Below are 17134 nucleotides of genomic sequence, written 5' to 3'. Positions count from 1 at the left end.
TCGTGACGACGCCGTACGCCAGTGCACGAACGTCGCTCGACGCGCGAACATCGAGCCCCACGCCTCGACCATCGTCCACGGCGGGCGTCCGTTCCGCAGCGCCATCCGATCAACCCACGACATGGACGACTCGCCGCATGCCGGTGCCACCACCAACGCCAGCTGCCGAGGCAAGACCGTCCCCGGGCCGAACCTTCCTGCCGTACACGCGCCTACTGGACATCTCCGATGGTCTCGTGCCAGGTCCACTGACATCCCTGGGTGTCCCTTCTCCGTTGAGTTGGCGTACGAGCGGTGCTCTGGCCTGCGATGCGCCAACTCGATTGAGACGGCCGCGGGTGGGGGCGCGTCTCGCTGAAGTTGGCGCACGTGGCCGTTTGTCTCATCCACCTTGGCGCATGATCATGGAATGGGAGCCTGCCCTCAGTGGGCAGGTCGAGGGCGGAAACGTCCCGGTTCCGCTTGTTGAGTGCGCCATCTCGCTGAGATTGATCATCAAACTGCGCCACATCTCCTGAGACTGCGCCAGGTCTGGTGAGACGGGACAGCCGTCAGACAACAACTGTCTGGAAGCATCGAAGATGGCAGTGAGAGATGCTTCTGACCTGGGCACTGTCATTTCGACTGATATCGAAGTACCAGCGCTTGCGTCATCGAAGTTGACAGTACGGAGCCGAAGATCAACTGTGAACGTACTCGCTGCAGGGATGCTGTGACTGAGCGCTTCAGGTGGCCAGTTCGCGCTTGAGACGGCCACTCGGTGCTTCGACGCATGTCTGCGATGTGGCTGTGAGCGAGTAGTTGGCGGAGCCGACGCCAGGCAGCTCGCAATCTGAGCCCACCGGCGCAGCCTGACAGAATCGTGACCCATGATCGACGATTTCGCGAAAGACAATCTGCACGGGAGACTGCGGCGGGACCGCAAGGCGCTGCTCTGGAAACTCGACGGCTTGTCCGAATACGACGCCCGCCGACCTTTGACAGCGACCGGGACCAACCTCCTCGGCCTGGTCAAACACGTGGCCAGCGTCGAGGCCCGGTACTTCGGCGAGGTCTCCGACCGCCCATCCGGGAGAGCAGGGAAACGATCTCGAGCCACATTGACCTAGCGGTCGGCCAGCGCCCGGCGGCACCGTTTCAATTCCCTCAGCGCGTCGTTCAGAGCCGGCCGGTGCTCCTTCTCGCCGCGATCCACGTGGCCTCGCAAGATGCCGACGGCTTCTTCGACGTACGGCAGAGCGTGCCCGAACCAGCCCAGCAAGGTGAGCTGCGCGCCCAGTTCGGATACCAGTGTGAGGCGATCGGGCGCCAGGGAGCTCATCATCGTGTCGGGTGGCAGGCGTTCGTGGATGACCATCGCCTCCTCCAACCTGCCTATCCCCTCCAGCGGACGGCCGAGCAGACTCAGCGCTCTGGCCTGATCGAACAGGGCCCGGACCAGGAGCGGCTCGGCGGTCTCCGGGGCGGACAGGGAGAAGCGGCGGAGGATGCCGGCGGCCTCCTCGCAGCGTGCCGCGCCCTCCTCGTAATGTCCGATGTCGATCAGGCACCAGCCGAGATGGCGCAGGCCCCATGCGACCTCGCCTGAATACTCGGCTGGGCTGTGCTCGGCGAGCCGCCGGAACAGCTCGATGGCCTCCTCCATCGCCACCAGGGCGTCGTCGAGACGGCCTAGGGAGACGGCGAGCAGACTGGAGATCTTGTACAGGGCCTTCGCCAGCGCGACGCTCGTGGCGGGTTCGGCCGGCGCGAGCAGGTCCCGGCGCACCCGCACGGCCTCCTCGCATGCCGCCAGCGCGTCCGGCGCCCGTCGCAGGACCTCGAAGCAGTCGGACAACATCTCCAGGCTCCCCGCGAGCGCGTCGGGGTCCACGGGGTGGAGGTCGCGGAAGACTCCGGCCGCGGTCCGCAGCGGCGCGACGGCCTGCTCCGGCCGTCCCGACTGCAACAGGGTCTCACCCAGCGAACGCCAGGCCCACGCCACGTGGATGGGATACCCCCCGCGATCGCGGAGCAGTTGGACCGCTTCTTCTCGCACCCTTATGGCCTCCGCCCACGCTCCCAGGTCGGTGAGCACGTCGCCCAGCGAGCCGAGCGAGGCCGCGAGGGCCGCGGTCCGCGCGGTGGAGCGCCACCACCCCACCGCCTCCTCAGCTGCGGCTCGCGCGCCCGCGAGGTCACCGAACATCCTCAGGGACAGCGCCTCCACCTCCAGAGAGGTTGCGAGCGACGGGACGACATAGTGTTCCGTGTCGTCCTTCGGCGCGCCGTCGAACAACTCCCGGCAAAGGGCGACGGCGGATCGGGCGGTGGGCAGTGCCTCCTCCTGGCGTCCGAGAAAGGCGAGCAGCCGGGCCGACTCGGACAGGGCCAGGGCGAGCATGGGAGCGTAGGTCGTCGCGTCGGATCGTATGCCTTCCCGCGCCAGCGTGACGGCCTCTCGCAGCGCGTTCTCCTCCTCGGCGGAGCGTCTGGCGAGGTGCAGCCGGTTGGCCAGCACGGCCAGCGCGGTGATCATCTTGGTCCCTGATTCCGCGCTCTCCCGCCTCAGTGTCAGGCACTCCTGCGCCGCTGTCAGGGCCTCCCGCACCCGGCCCGCCGTCGCCAGCCGGTTGCTGAGGTTGTGCAGCGCGGTGGCCAGATCGGCGCGGGGGGCGGCTGGGGCGCCGGCGGCGAGCCGCCGATGTGCGGCGACGGCTTCCTCCGTCGAGATCAGCGCGTCCGCCGGGTGGCCGGCGACCGCCTGACTGTCCGCCAGCAGGCTCAGTGCCTGTGCCCTCTGGTGCCGGGCCGTGTCACCCCGCTCGGAGGTCAGCGTGGCGAAGCACTCGGCCGCCTCGGTGAGCACGGGCACGGCCTCGGCGTGCCGTTTCAGCGCGGCGAGGCACCGGCCGTATCGCAGTGACTCTTCCGCGAGAGTCCACAGGTCGGTGCCGCCGCGGCTGAGCGCGAGGGATTCCTCGAGACAGCCGACGGCCGCACCGTGCCGGCCGCGCGTAGTGCGCACCGCGCCGAGGCGCGCCAGGGCGAAGCGCAGCCCCGGACGGAACGCCTCGGCGTCACGACCGCCCTCTCCGGTGAGCGAGCGATACAAGGCCACCGCGTCGAGCAGTGCCGTTTCGGCTTCGTCGAATCGGCGCAGCCCCATCAGGTCCTCGACCAGGTCGGTCAGGCGGGCGGCGTACTCGAGCTCGTAGGTGTGCGGGTCCGTGACGGTCAGGCCGGCCAGCAGGGCCACGGCCTCGTCCAGCCGGAGCACGGCCTCCTCGGGGCGCCCATGGTCGAGCAGCGACCGCCGCAGCCCGGCCAGGGCCTGTGAGAGCAGGTACGGCGAGCCCCGCAGGCGGGCGCGGCGCACCTCCGCCCCCGCCATTTCGACCGGATCGTCCGGGTCGCGCTGGACCGGGGTGCCGGCCTCCTGTTCCTCTTCGTCCGCTCCGAGCGCGGCGGCCTCCGCCTGTGCTCGCGCGGCCTCTTCCGGCTCTCCGGCCGCCGCCAGGCTGGTGCCGAGATCAGCGAGTACGCTCCCCAGCTTCTCGCCGTAACCGTCGGGATCCCGCGCGACCAGGACGCGTAGCCGCCGGACGGCCTCCGTCGCGATGCCCACTGCCTCCTCGTGGCGCCCGGCCCGACCCAGGGACCAGGCCAGCGAGTGCAGAGCCCAGAGGAGGTAGTCGCCATCCTCGTCGGCCGCGCCGCGCAGCAGGTCCACGGCCTGTCTAGCGACATCGGCCCCCTCGGTCGGCCGTCCGGCGTTCGTCAGTTCCTCCGACCATGCCAGCAGCGAGTCGGCGAGCCGTTCCGGAGGGAGCGAGGTGTCCCGCCTGATCAGTTCCACCTGTTCCAGGGCCACCGGCAGCGCCTCCTCGTGCCGGCTCGCTTCGGACAGCCGGTCACGGTAGCCGCCGAGCCGCCGCGCGAGTTTCGCTCCATACTGCTCAGGGTCCTCCCGCGCCAGGACCCGTGACAGTTCGACGGACTCCGCCACGGCGTCCAGGGCCTGGGGCAGCGCGTCCATCTCCGTGTGCACGTCGGCGAGCACGTCCAGCCCGTACGCCAGTTCCGCCCGGTGCGCATCGGGATGGGCGGCCGCGAGCTCCCTGATCAAGGCCGTCGCCTCCAGCGCGGTGGTGAGGGCATCGGCGGGCTCGCCGGCGTCCAGCAATACCATCGCGAGCTCGACGAGGGCATGGCCGAGGCTCTCCTGGCGATCGAGGTCCCGCCAGATCGCCACGCTCTCGCGCAGCAGGGGCACGGCATCGGCGGTACGCCCGGCGTCCAGGGCGGCGATGCCCGCGTCCTGCAGGAGTCCGGCGAGGTGGGGCACGTGTGCCGTGGGATGGGTCTCGGCCAGCGGCCGCAGCGACGCGACGGCCTCCTCGTAACGGCCGGTGGCCTCCTTCCATCGCCGGCTCTCGGCCAGCAGATCGGCGAGCTTGGCCGTGGCGTCCACGTGCGAGGGCCGCCACCGGGCAGGATCGTCCGCGGCCAGCTCGCCGTACAAGCCGGCACATTCCACCCCGACCTGGATCGCCTCGGCGAGCCGTCCGGCGTCGTGCAGGTAGCGGCTTAGAGCCCGCAGGCCACCCGCGAACGTCTCCCGGTGTGTCGCGGGCTCCACGACGGCCAGCCGGCGGTAGATCGCGACCGCCTCCTCGCAGGCCACCACCCCTTCTGCGGGACGGCCGGCCTGCTGCAGAACGACGGCGAGGTCGAGGAGCGCGCCCGCCAGCGTGGGCGCGTACACCTCCTGGTTGAGCGCGACCAGCTTCCGGTCGGCCGCCACTCCCTCGCGGGCGTCGGCCACGGCCGCGTCGTGCTGCCCCAGCTCGGCTCGGGCGAAGGCGGCGGCCAGGAACGCATCCGCGGAGTTGAGCTCGGACGGCGTGATGTCGTCCGTAAGAGCGCGGGTCACCTCGGCGGCCTCCACTGCCGCGTCCAGGGACTCTCGCGGCCGGCCTGTCTTCCGCCACAGCTCGCTCAGACGGCACAGGAGCCGGGAGAGCAACGGCCCGTGGGTGAGGACGTCGGCGGCGGCCTGTCTGCGAGCGGCCTTCACCGCCTCCGTCAGGCAGCCAATCGCCTCCTCCAGCCGCTCCATGGCGACGAGAACGGTTGCGAGATCGGACAGGCACTGGGCCAGGCCATCGTCGAACCGGCGCGGCAGGGCGGCCGCCAGCGCCCGGAACAGCCCGACGGCCTCCTGGCCCGCCGCCAGCGCCTCGTCCGTCCTGCCGAGACTCGACAGGTTCATACAGTAGTTCGCCACGGCGAGCGCCAGATCGAACCGCGGGACCCGGCCGGCGTCCACCATCCGGCGGTGGAACTCGACCGACTGTCGGCTGAGCTCCACGGCCTCTCCATGTCGGCCCAGACCGGCGAGGCCGCTGGAGACGTTGTTGAGCGACATCGCCAGGTGGACGAGCTCCTCCTCGCTCTCCGGATCGACATGCTTGCGGCGGATGGCCAGCGCTTCCTCGGCGTGCGCGAGCGCCTCGGCGCTGCGGCCCTGGTTGCCCAGCACCATAGCCAGGGTGTGCAGGGCGTCCCCCAGCCCCGGTTCGTGAGCCGCAGGATCGACCCTGGCCAGGCGGCGCAGGATACCCACGGACTGCTGGGCCGCCGACAGCGCGTCACTCGCCTGGCCGGGGCCGAGCGAATCCAGCGCCGCACCCAGACGGCGCAGGGTTCCGGCCAGAACCGGCTCGTACGCGTCAGGGTCGGCCGCGACCAAGTCGCGCAGCAGCCTGACGGCCTCGCCGAAGGCCCCGCGGGCCTCCGCGAACAGCCCTGCCCCCTCGAACCGGATGCCTTGCACGACGTAGAGGTCGGCCCGCTCCAGAGGCTCCCGCGTACGAGCGAGGTGGTACTCCGCGAGGCGCTGGGTGACGGCGGCCATGCCCGCGGCGAGATCCACGTCGTCCTCGGGGAAGCAATCACCGACCGCCTCCAGTACGGCGATATCGAGGTCCAGGTCGGCCAGGCGGGCCAGCGTGGCGCCACCGGCCGCGAGAACCAGCCGCGGCCGCGCCAGGAGCAGCGGCGCGAGCACGCCGGTGGCGACGTGCGGCCAGCGTCTGGACACCTCGATGAGCACCGCGACGACGGCGCCCGCGTATCCGGGCTCCTCCTCACCATGCGCGAGCAGGAGCCGGTCGACGGCGCCGGCCGCCCACGGGTCACTGGGATACCCGGCGTCGTGGCCGGGGGTGGACAGCGCGACGAAGTCCTCGCCGAGCCGGTCCGGGTAGAGCGGCTCCAGGACCGAGGCCGGACGGCCGCAGGGGTAGCACAACGTGTGGTCGCGCAGGACCTGCCCGGCCGACTCGGCGGAGGCGGCCACTCCGAGCCTGATCAGGACATCCTCGCCCGCCTCGTAGGGAACCGGCCTGACGAGCGTGGCGGTGTACACGGCGTGCGCCATGACGTCCTCCACCGTGGTGAGCCGGCCGCCGTCGCGCAGGGCCCGCCAGTACTCCCGCTCCCTGGCCAGGAGATAGATGGCCAGCCCGGTCGGATCCCGCGGCGCGTCCTCGCCGGTCCGGAGGGCGTCCACTTCCGCCAGTGCGGCCATCTGGACGGCGAGAGCTTGCCGGAACCCCTCCCCGCCGAGGTATCCGGGCGGAGCGATCGAACCGGCGTCCGGCACCTCGAGGATCCGGGCGAAGCAGTCGCGCGCCGTCACGAAGATCGCCGCGGCTGCCGCCGTGTCTGCGGCCAGTGGCGGCAGCGCGGTCGCGCTGGTGCCCTGCGTGCCCGCCACGACGAGGTGGTATTCGAGCGAGTGCCACCAGTGCCCGGCCGGGCGGGCGAGCAGCAGGACGCGAGCGGGCCCGCCGGAGTGCAGCCAGCCGTTTTCGAACAGGGCGTGAAGCTCGGTCACCGGCCACCGCTCGGCATAGTCCACGATCAGCAGGCGGCCCCGGTCGTCGGGCGCGGGGCTGCCGGGCTCGGGTGGCGGCAAGGGGCCTCGCGCGCGGGACGGATGGATGTCCGCCTGAGCCACCGTCCAGCCCTGAGCCGCGCAGGCAGCCGCGAACTCCGCCGCCAGCCGGGTCTTCCCCTGGCCACCCGGCCCGTGCAGCAGGTGCACCGTCAGTCCGTGGTCAGGGGCGTCGCGCCAGGCGGCGAGCGCGTCGAGTTCCTGTTCCCTGCCCACGAAGGTGACGGCGCGGCTGGCAGCGGCCAGCAGCCAGCTCGGCTGCCGCCGGGCCCTGCCGGGCACGGCAGCGGGCGCGGGCGTCCAGGGTTCGAGCGTGTAGGCGGGCGGCCCTTGGTGAACGTGAAGGTCCCCGTGCTGGGCGACGTTGATCACGCCACCCGGCTGCGCCTGGTTGACCTGCCGGTACGACGGGGTCACGGCGCCCGCGTCAGGCCGGGTTCCGGGGCGAATGCCGGTACACGTGTTGCGAGCCGTGCTGCACGGCATTCACCGTCCCGTGATCGGAGGCGGTGTTGCGCTGGATCCAGATCTGCCCTGCGGCCGCCGGGACGAGTTCCTCGACGCGGGCCACCAGGTCGCGCAACTCGGCCTCGGCCTCCGGCCTCTCCTCCAGCAGGTCCGCCAGGCGTACCTGCCAGGCGGTGAGTGCCTGAGCGCGCACCTCCGCTCGTGTCTCGGGGCCGGCGCTCTCCACCCGCACCGCGAGTTCGTCCAGTCGGGACTCGGTGAGCCTCGTGTGGTCTTCGTCGCCCCTGCCGAGCAGCCGGGCGTAACCGTCACGTGCCATCTGCCAGGCGTCTGTGGCCGCCGCTTCCACCAGCGCGGTACCGCCCGCTGCCGCGAGCGCCGCCAGCCATTCAAGGCTCATCGCCATCCTCACGAAAGGTGACCGGTCATAGAGATGGTCGCAAAAATCCCGGCCCCGGCCCAGATGCTGCGCATCATTGCTCTCGCCGTTGAGTACGAGGTCGCCCATGCGGCATGACCTTTCGGCGAGCTACTGGAGCGGCATCCGGGCCCGCCAACGAAAGGGCGTTCGAGACGGCTGGACTGGAGGTCGGCGGGATCCCGGCTGATCGATCTGTATCGACGGGATTTCGCGTAGCGCCGCCGGCCAGTGGCATCAACCGGGCTACCAACTCCGACTCCCCATCCGCGGCGGCCACCTCCGATGCCACCGCCAGCAGTCCCGCTGCAGTCGATGCCGTTCGCGGAGCCATCCCGAAGCGGCCCGCTGGCCCCGCCCGGTTCCGTCGTTGCCCAGCGGCCTCTGCGGCCACCGCGCGTCGACCATCAGGAGACATCGCCTCCAACAGCGGGAGAACCTCCGGCACCCCCAGCCGGATCAGCATCGCCGTCGCTTTCAAGGCCGCGAACCACTGCCCGGCAGTCACCACCTGGCCCGCGATCAGCGCAGGCAGGCGACCCGTCGCCACCTCAAGCACGAGTCGTTGCTGATCAGCGAGTTTATTGCTCACCGCGCTCGTGCTGATCTGCGGGATCGGCTGATCACAGACAGCCCCGCCGAGGAGCGCGCCGCATCGCAACGGAGCCGGCATCCGTGAGCGAGACAGACGTCCCGGCTGGCCGGCCGCGCCTCGGCGCAAGTTAACGCGGCATCTCGGGCAGAGATCCACCAGCAGCGTCCGATGCTCGGGACAAACCGCGGCCCAGCCCAGCTTCCACCAGGCCGACCACGCTCCGTTCGAAGCCGCCAGGCATGTCGGGCATGCCCGGCTGCCGAAGAACTGCACCCACTCACGGCCCTCGGCCCGGCGCACTGACTCCTTGTCGCCCACGCGGACGCCTGCCAGAACCAGGACCGAACCGTCGAACACCTCCAGGTGCATCCCACGCACAACCTCGGAGCTCACGCCTGTGGCAGCCTCGATCGCCCTACGCGTCTCCGGCGTCGTGACGATGCCGTACGCCAGTGAACGGACGTCACCTGACCCGCGTATATCCAGCCCTAACGCCTCGACAGTCGTCCACGCCGGACATCCGTTCCGCAGGGCCATCCGATCAACCCACGACGCGAACGACTCGCCGGACGCCGGTGCCACCACCAACGCCAGCCGACGGGGCCATACCGTCCTCATTTCCCTGGCCGACCCCCCGCTGTACACGCGACTACTGACATCTCCGATGGGCCTACTGCCAGGTCCACTGACAGCCCTGGTGCCGTACTGACATCTGCAAGGCCGTCAGACAACAACTGGGAGTCTCACCCAGCACCTCGCTCGACAAGATCACACATGTCAATACACTATTGACATGCCTAAGCGATCCCTGCCTCAAGTCAGTAAAACCGCAGGTCAGGAGGCCATTGACCGGATCGTACAACGCCGGAGGCAAGTACGCGATCCCGACCTGGAGGCACTGGAGAGCAACGATCCAGCGGAGCATCCGCTGGCCGTGATCAAACATGTCCTCCATTGCCGGAAGGTCCCGGATTGGGTGAGATCAAACGACGTTCTCGACGCCCTTTGGGTACTCGGATATGTACGTCTCCACTGCCCTCATCGTCCCGATGAAGTGGAGCACCTCGAACACGAACTGCTGGAACTGGGCTGCGCCATGCAGATAGCCATGATCCGCATGGCCCCACCACTCAATGTGCGGAGCAGGCAAGCAGTGGAGCACCGACTGCTCCGGCACCGGGCGGCCCGGCTGGGGCTGGGCCGCAGCGAGCGACTGGAGCGAGCACACCGGTTGTCCAGAACGCGACCGCAAGACACGTCCACCGAAGCACTCTGGTACGACCGCCATGCGCTGGCGCTGTGGGAGACGGCCGCGCAACTGGTGGCCGCGCGCTCTCACGCCGACCATCTCATCGACGATGAGATGGCGGAATGCCTGATCGGTCTGCGGCGGGCGGTAAGAGAGATGCAGTGGCCACTGTCGCCGGCTCACTACTCTGTCTTGCGCGAGATCGGCTGGTGGATGCAGGAAATCGTGGACGCGCTGCAAGAGGATCGCTATGCGGCCTTCCGCGAGCAGCTGGGAGAGGTGTATCCCGCTGCCGCCACACTTGCCGCCGGTCACCATGATGCCCGATTCGGGAACGTGTGAGCCCACGGCGTATGACAGGGGTCATGCACCGGGCTGGACGGCCGACAGCCGGGCGGCCCGTGAAGAGGATGTCGTCCTCAGATCCAGATCCAGGGTGGATGAGCCATGGTGCGGCAGCTCACCGCCGAGCGCCATCGCCTGCCGCCATGGGGGTCACCGGCCGGTCTGCAGCACGTCACCGCAAGCCGCGGCGGCGTGAGGTGACTCATGGAGGTGGCCGAGGCGCGCCGTTGCTCGCGGCAGGCGATACATGTCAGGGCCACCATCGTGGGGGTCGGCCCATCATGTGGTAGACCACGGCAGGCAAAGGCGACGGTGCCATTCAGGACAGTAGTGGTTCCCAGGCCGTCCCTCGTGCGATGACAGCAAGGGGTGACATGCGACACCCTCCCCCGGCAGGTGAGGCGATCCGCCGGGAAGAAGGCCAGCCGCCAGGCGCTACTACTGAGCTGATGGCCGAGCGCTGAAGTACCCACGAATACTGAGATCCGAGCGAATCCGCGATCACTTGGACCTCATACCCGCCGACACCAGAATCCCCGACCGGCCGCCAATACGCGCGATGGCTCAACCCAACGTCGCCAAGAAGGGTTCTCAGGCAGTTCGTTCGCCGAAACTCGAGGGCTGGCCCCTTCGCCCGCGACGCGAACTATCACAGCCATGCGAGCAGCCTCCCCGTGTCACGTACGGGACTGTAGAGCCCTCTGGAGGGAAGAGACCACCTCCCCGGTATCTCTTATCCAGACTGGGCCTGTTCGACGCTCAGGCGCGTTTCTGCAGCTCATAGAGGGTTACTTATGGGTAACTTTCGACGTCGTTCGGAGAGGCGTCCCGAACCGTGCGCTGAAGGACCACATATGGGATCCGAGGTGGTCCCGCAACGGTTCCATGACCTCCCCGAAGGACCTGTCGCAGTGGTTCGCAGCTCTCCGATCGGACTACACAGACAAGCTAAAAGTGGCTCTGACCTGCTGTTTCACAAGTGAACTTGCTGAAACACACACAGCAACACAACGTAAATAAGAGCCAGATCGCCTCCCAGCGAGAATGACCACATAAGCCCAAGATTGGGTGGGACCTTGTCCGCTACGCATCGAAGAACGAAGCAAGGCGACGCATGAGTCCGGCAGTTTAGTGCGCTCCAGTCGGAGGGGAACCCATAGCCGCAGTAATCCAGTCGTTGACATGTGAGCCCGTCCAAGAGCGAGCCGGTTGAAGCTCAGGCGCGGCATGACGCCGCATCACTGGGGCGAGACTTCTCGAACGAACAACCCGCTCTGCCAGAGCCATCCAAAGTGACCGTAAGGACGGATCTCAAGACGGCAACGCACAAGAACTCCTCCGTATCCAACCCCACCCGACGAAATCCGACACCAGCTCTGGTCGCTGAGCTGCTTTTCCCCCTAACTCCCGCGAGTCGCCTCCCATCATGCTCGGGTCATCGCTAAGATCGGCGACGTGATACCGCTCAGCAGATTCGGGAGTCCCCTGTGACATCTACGGCCCACCCACCTGCCGCCGGCGCCGCAGTCGAACCACCGCCCGAGATGATCTACGAGGTAGAGCAAGTTGTCTCCGAGTGGATGGCGCGCGGCATCACGGACATGAAGCACGTGATCAGCGTGATGATGCGCAAGGGCGGAGCAGGGAAGAGCACACTCACTCTCCTGCTGGCCGATGCGCTTATCCGCTTCGGGCTCAACGTCCTCATCATCGACATGGACCCTCAAGGCAACGCCTGCACCGGCCTCGGCCGTAAGGTCCTGATGCGCGCCGTCGAAGCACGTATTGGCAGAAGCACCCTCGAAGAACCGGACGTCAATACCGTCATCGAGGTCATCCAGTCAGGCGAACCGGGCGTGGCCGACGAGGCGATCCTCCTCATCAACACGGCTGGCTGGCAGTATCCGCTCGACATGCCGTTCCACCGGGGAGGCCCGCTTCGCGCCGGCAAGATCGGCAAGATCGGGCTCATCCCCTCCTACAAGGGGCTGGAGGACCTTCCCACGTCGTGGAAGCCCACCGACTTCGAGCGCCTCGCCCAAACGCTGCACCTGCCGGCCGAGCCCGGCGGTGTCCCGCCGGCCCACCGCTGGGATGTCGTTCTCATCGACACGGCCATCGCACGAGCCTTGGGCGTGCAGTCAGCGAAGGCGGCGAAGAAGGTGCTGTTCGTGACGAACGCCGAAAAGTTTGGCGTCGATGCGATCCCGGAGACGATGAGCCTGGTCGAGGACGTGCGTGACCACTACTACCACGACGACATCGACGTGATGGGGCTGGTCTGGAACGCCTACTCGCCGCGCCAGACCACCGCTCGCGCGCTCACCGCCGACGCCGCCCAGGCGCACGCGGCCAAGCAGAAGCACTGGGACGCCCCCATCTGGCCGTTCGAGATTCCCAAGGCCATCGTCGTGAGCGACTCCCACGACATGGCGGCGCCCGTCTCAGCATTCCTCGGTACGTCCGAGAAGAGGGAACCCGCCTCCAAGGTGTGCCAGGTGGCCGAGGCGATTGCGCTGCGGATGCTCGACGAGATCGGCCACCCGCTGGCCGGCGAGCTGCGCGCGGCATGGCGCCAAGCATGGCCGGAGAAGGAACAGACCGACGTGATGACCAAGGGTGTGGCCTAAGTGGCAGCAGGCAACAGAAGGGGGCGGCTGCAGCGGCAGCCGGTAACAGGCTTCGGGCATCTGCAGCCCCCTCAGCAGCAGGAATCCGCGGTTGTGGTGGCCGATCCCCCGGCAGAGGTGCCCCGAGAACAGGTCCCTCGACAGGAGGATCAGCATGCCTCGACGGCCGTGTCGGCGAACCCCCGGCCGGACACCGCCCAGGAAACGCCGCCAGCCGAGCCCGCCGAGGATGTCGATGCTGTACCTGTGCAGGCGGTGCCCGAAGCCACTGCGGAGGAGCACGAAGTCAAGCGGCAGGTTCCCTCACCCTCACCTTCGTTCTCACCCCGACCCGCTCCCGACACCGGCAAGACGTCGCCACAAGTTGAGAAGCCGGTCATGTCGGCGGAAGATGTCAGCAAGGCACCGAGCGGGGAGAGAACCGTTCGGGAAGAACCCTTGGACGGAAGCATCACCGGGACAGTGACGGCGACGCGGAAGCGCCGATCGTCTCCCGTCGGTGCTACCTCTGGCTATTTTCAGCCGCGGCCGGCTGAACTTCCCGCTCCCATCAAGGAGAGGCTCGCATCGCTGCCGCCCAACTATCTCCGCCTCTACGAGAGCTATAGCGATGCCGCCAATCCAGCGGTAGGCAGCGCCGGGCGGAACGTACGTCTCAACGGCAGCCTCGCGTCACGTCTGGCTAGGCAGTCTGTCGCCGATAAGAGACGGTTGACTGCCGGGACTCGCCGGCCTGCTCTGTCCCCCAGCCACTACATTGACGCTGCCCTACGCCAAGCGCGTCAGCAGCCCCTTGACGTGCTCGTCCAGATGGGGCAAAGCTTCAGGATCCGTACGTCGCATGAAGAATTGCCGAAACCCAACACCTATACCCTCACCTCGGACGTGGGCGTATGGATCGATGACCTGAAAGACCAACTGACGTTGGTTGTCGCGTACAAGGGCATGCTCGGGCACATTCTCAACGCATGCGTCGAGGCTTTCCTTGACGGCTTGGAGCAGGAGGCCTCAGGTTCAGCCTGAGAGTTGCCTCAGTCCCATGTGGGCAACCGCCTGATCCACACCGTCGACTCCGAGATGGAAGACGCGGCGAAGGGCGGTGCCTCACGTCCACACGAATACCGCTTGTGCACAAATGCACAAGCGGTATTACAGCAACACACACATCCCCTCGCTCATCGATTGGGAACTTCGCCCGCGACGCACACCGCGCGATCTCCGCGAGCCGACCTGACATAACGACTCATTCACGCCCAGTTGTGCCCGGTATATCGCCTGCCGGAAGGGACTGAGATCTGCTGGTTACCCAGGAGGCCGAGAAGCGCCTGCGGTTGCGGCCGCCCTCGCCGCAGCCCTTCAGCCGTATCGTTCTGCTCAACGGGGCAGGTTCTCCTTCACCCTCGACGGCGACATGACCGACTCGACCAGGCCTGCGGTCGTGACCACTGCGGCACGGTCCGGCCCCAAGCAGGCGCGAGTTGACGTGCACGCCGGCAGCCTCGGCGGTCTGGGGCCAACGCTGAGGAAACACCGGGCCGGGATGGCAACCATCGAGCCGGCAGGACACAAGCCTTGAGCGAGCGGGTGCTGGTCCCTTCATGCGCGTCGCCCACGAGGTCGATGACGAGGTCGATGACAGAGGCGCCTCGAAGCGGATGGTGGTGCCGACGATGGTTCCGTCAGCGCTGCGCTCCTTGAGCCAAGGGTGAACCGGCGGTGCTGACGGTGTGATCACATGGAGGCTCTGGAAGCGGGCGAAGTGGTCAGCCCGCCTGCACTTGGCGGTGTTGACCAAGGCGCGGTCAGAGCAGCCTTACCGCGGCCGTTCTCAAGATGGCGACCCGTGCTCTAGCAAGGCCGACGCTGCAAGCGCGGATATTGTCGGCAGCCTGGCTGTGGAGGGAGTTGATAGCAGACGCGCTGGTGGACAGTGACCGTCACAATGCTCTCTTCCTCAGATCTTCCTCCGCGGCAGTAGCGGTGTCCCAGGTACATTTCGCTCCCGCGCTACCGCTCAGACCTTGTCCGTGCGTCCTGCCGCCGCGCTGCACTCCCGTCACCGCCTCTGCCGGCGGTCGCAGGCAGGGCGTCAGGGGCGGGCTCCTTCATTGTCACCGTGGTAATCCTCGATGGGCTATGCCCCCGAAGATCGGCTTGTCCCCGTCCTTGGCTAACAGGCCCCCCAGCACCATGGGGATCACGCCGTATGCGTACCCGGCGGCCATGTTGTCACGGCGACTGTGCCGCCCATGAGTCGCCATGGCGATCAACGCCTGTTCGCGCCTGCGCGCGAACAGGCATGTCAGTGCTGGATCAGGCCGATGAGCGGGGGAGAGGTGGGTGGTGCCGCCCCTGGCCGCGATCCGGGCTGGGTCCCGCCATCGGCCGACAAACACTCCTCGACCGTCCAGCCGAGGGTGCTGCCACGCTGCGTCAACCCACTTCCAGCGGATGGAGGCAGGCTCACACTGCGGACCGGCGCATTCAAGCCGGCAGTCAGCGACAACACACTGGCCAAGCCGACGGTCAGGTTGTGTGGTTCGTGTCGTCGTTCGTCAGGCGCTCCTTCGCCAGCGTGAGGTGAGCTTGTCAACGGTGGGCAACCCGCGCGCCTGAAGCTGGCGGCGGGCCAAAGCCAGGCCCCGGCGGCGGGCGTCGGCGTAATCGCCGGGCTGGAATCCTGGCGAGGGCGGGTTGTGGTCCCGCAACGGTGCCGGCGCAGAGTCCAACAGCCGACCGCGCTGGATGCCCGGAGAGGCCGCAGGTGACGTGGCAGGTGACACAGCGCGCGTCACAGCGGGCGGCGCCGACCGTGCCTCGTTGATTTGTGCTCCGATGATGACGCACGCCTGGCAGGGATGACCTGAAGGCAGCATGTGGTCCTCACACTCCGGCCGAGGGCAGTGATAGCCACGCCGTACGACGGTCAACGCGGCCGCCACGGGGCGGCGCACCTGCCGCCCGTGCCAGACGGCCAGGCGGCGCCGCACTCGCGCGGTCATCTCGGCGACGGTCCGGCCCTTGCCGATCTCGGCCTCGATCGCGGACAGAACCCGCTCTCGCTCCGGCTCGGACATGCGCATCTGCCACTCGAGCGGGATCGCTGCCATCACGCTCGGCGTCCCGCAAGCCCGTGCCGGCGAGCCGGACGGTCGTACAGCCGCATCGTCACCCTCATCGCTGCCGGATTTCGACCTCTCGCGCAGCGACACGTGATGAGCGCTCTTACGGTGCTGCAGCTCGCCTGCGGCGAGAGGGTCAAGCTCGTCTGCGGGTGAATCCTCTGGAGATGAATGGTCTGAAGGTGCCTCCCCTGGAACAGCCACATCTGGCAGGGGGTGACTTGCCGTGCTTGGCATGCGCGGTGCCGCCATGAGTGCAAGAGGGGACTCGCCGCCTGCGGCAGGGGTGATCGACCTGTCGCGGACCGCCCGCTCATCAGGCACTTCCCCGGCGGAAGGCCGGTCGACGTGCTGCTCATCGGTGATGACCCGCACATGCATCCACAAGCCGTCCGCACGGGCGACCCGCACCCATCCGACCGCCTCCAGCGCGTGCAGACGACGCCGGGCGGTGCTCGGGGAGCAGCCCAGCCACTCCGCCAGCCTGGCGATCGTCAGGTCGTGTCCGGCGGCGTCCAGCCGGTCGCACAGCACGGCGTAGGCACGCCACGTCTCCGGGCACACCTGGCCCTCGGAGCGGCCGGCACCGGCATGGACGCGGCTCAAGCTCCAGGCGGGCACTGCGGCGTACGGCAGCCGCGTCTGCTTGGGCAGGCCCAGAACGCGGTGCAGCGCCGACCGGTTACGGCCCCGCAGCCGTCGCACGAGGAACGGCCCGTCGCCGTGGTCGGCCAGCAGTTCGGCACGCGCCCGGTCCAGCGTGCGTTCGCTGACGCCGAGCTGCTCGGCCACCCAGCAGCGGCGCGCACGCGACGGCCGTCGTCCACCGTCGGCGGCTTGCAGGCTCTCATACAGGCACCACGCGGCCACGGCCAAGCCGCTGTGCTCGCGGCTGCGCAGCAGCGAGCGAGGCACTTGGTAGAACCTGGCGCTCATGGGGCGAGCCCTGCCGCGTTCTCGTCGAAGCGGGCACTGCCGGCTGTAGGGACCTGCAGGAGGCGCAGGCCGCCGACGCTGCTCCGGCAGCCGAACAGGAAAAGGCTCTTACCCGAGTGGCGAACATCCCCACAGCAGCGTCGGCCCCGCCGTCCGGATACCCCGCAGAGGGAAGCGAGGAAACCGCGGAACAACTCGCGCAGGGCAGGCTCGAGGCCTGTGACGCCTCCTGAGCGCCGCTGGTGTGAACAGGATGCGATCTGGGCCGCGCAGAGCCGCACAGAGCCGGGCGCGTGCCCTTGCGGTCCGCCGGCCGCACCCTTGGCGGGCTCGTTTATCGACCGGGTGCAGGCGACAGGCTTGCCGCGCCTGCCAGGCCCTGCGAGCCGTGGACGGTGCGGACGGGGGGGCCACGGCAGATCCTCGGC

The 17134-nt window shown here is 68.4% G+C and carries 8 protein-coding genes; 4 read left to right on the top strand and 4 right to left on the bottom strand.

The genetic code is table 11. From position 1 onward, the window contains the following. Positions 1-869 precede the first annotated feature (869 nt). Entirely contained in the window at positions 870-1109 is a 240-nt protein-coding gene (locus tag AB0I79_RS47475) for a DUF664 domain-containing protein (protein ID WP_357888357.1), read from the top strand. On the opposite strand, the gene AB0I79_RS47470 is transcribed toward AB0I79_RS47475, so the two are convergent. The 3 genes from AB0I79_RS47470 to AB0I79_RS47460 are packed head-to-tail and all read right to left on the bottom strand — an operon-like array spanning position 1106 to position 9042. Beyond that, positions 1106-7360, bottom strand: a complete 6255-nt coding sequence (locus AB0I79_RS47470; RefSeq protein WP_357888354.1) for a tetratricopeptide repeat protein — start codon at positions 7358-7360, stop codon at positions 1106-1108. The two genes, AB0I79_RS47475 and AB0I79_RS47470, sit on opposite strands and share 4 nt — an antisense overlap. A 10-nt stretch (positions 7361-7370) precedes the next feature. Next, complete coding sequence (locus AB0I79_RS47465; RefSeq protein ID WP_357888351.1) at positions 7371-7919, bottom strand: hypothetical protein; 549 nt, start codon at positions 7917-7919, stop codon at positions 7371-7373. Next, positions 7885-9042 carry a TniQ family protein gene (locus AB0I79_RS47460; RefSeq protein ID WP_357888348.1) on the bottom strand — a complete coding sequence of 386 codons (1158 nt, stop codon included), beginning with the start codon at positions 9040-9042 and terminating at the stop codon, positions 7885-7887. The genes AB0I79_RS47465 and AB0I79_RS47460 overlap by 35 nt, the downstream gene beginning before the upstream one ends. 175 nt (positions 9043-9217) lie before the next feature. On the opposite strand from AB0I79_RS47460, the gene AB0I79_RS47455 reads away from it, so the two are divergent. From AB0I79_RS47455 to AB0I79_RS47445, 3 genes are all read left to right on the top strand, one after another. Beyond that, a complete protein-coding gene (locus AB0I79_RS47455; RefSeq protein WP_357888345.1) occupies positions 9218-10015 on the top strand; it encodes a hypothetical protein in 798 nt (265 codons plus the stop codon). Between the two features lie 1547 nt (positions 10016-11562). Continuing rightward, the gene (locus AB0I79_RS47450) at positions 11563-12648 is read left to right on the top strand and encodes a ParA family protein (RefSeq protein WP_357888341.1); all 1086 of its coding nucleotides are present in this window, start codon (positions 11563-11565) and stop codon (positions 12646-12648) included. Then, entirely contained in the window at positions 12649-13671 is a 1023-nt protein-coding gene (locus AB0I79_RS47445; RefSeq protein ID WP_357888338.1) for a hypothetical protein, read from the top strand. 1532 nt (positions 13672-15203) lie between these two features. Here the strand turns inward: AB0I79_RS47445 and AB0I79_RS47440 are convergent. Next, positions 15204-16706: a helix-turn-helix domain-containing protein gene (locus AB0I79_RS47440; protein ID WP_357888335.1), complete on the bottom strand. Its 1503-nt coding sequence runs from the start codon at positions 16704-16706 to the stop codon at positions 15204-15206. Positions 16707-17134: the final 428 nt, after the last annotated feature.

The organism is Nonomuraea sp. NPDC050202 (assembly GCF_040656115.1).
GTDB lineage: Bacteria > Actinomycetota > Actinomycetes > Streptosporangiales > Streptosporangiaceae > Nonomuraea.
Note: the sequence above shows the minus strand (reverse complement) of the source record. Positions and strands in the feature narration are given on the sequence as shown.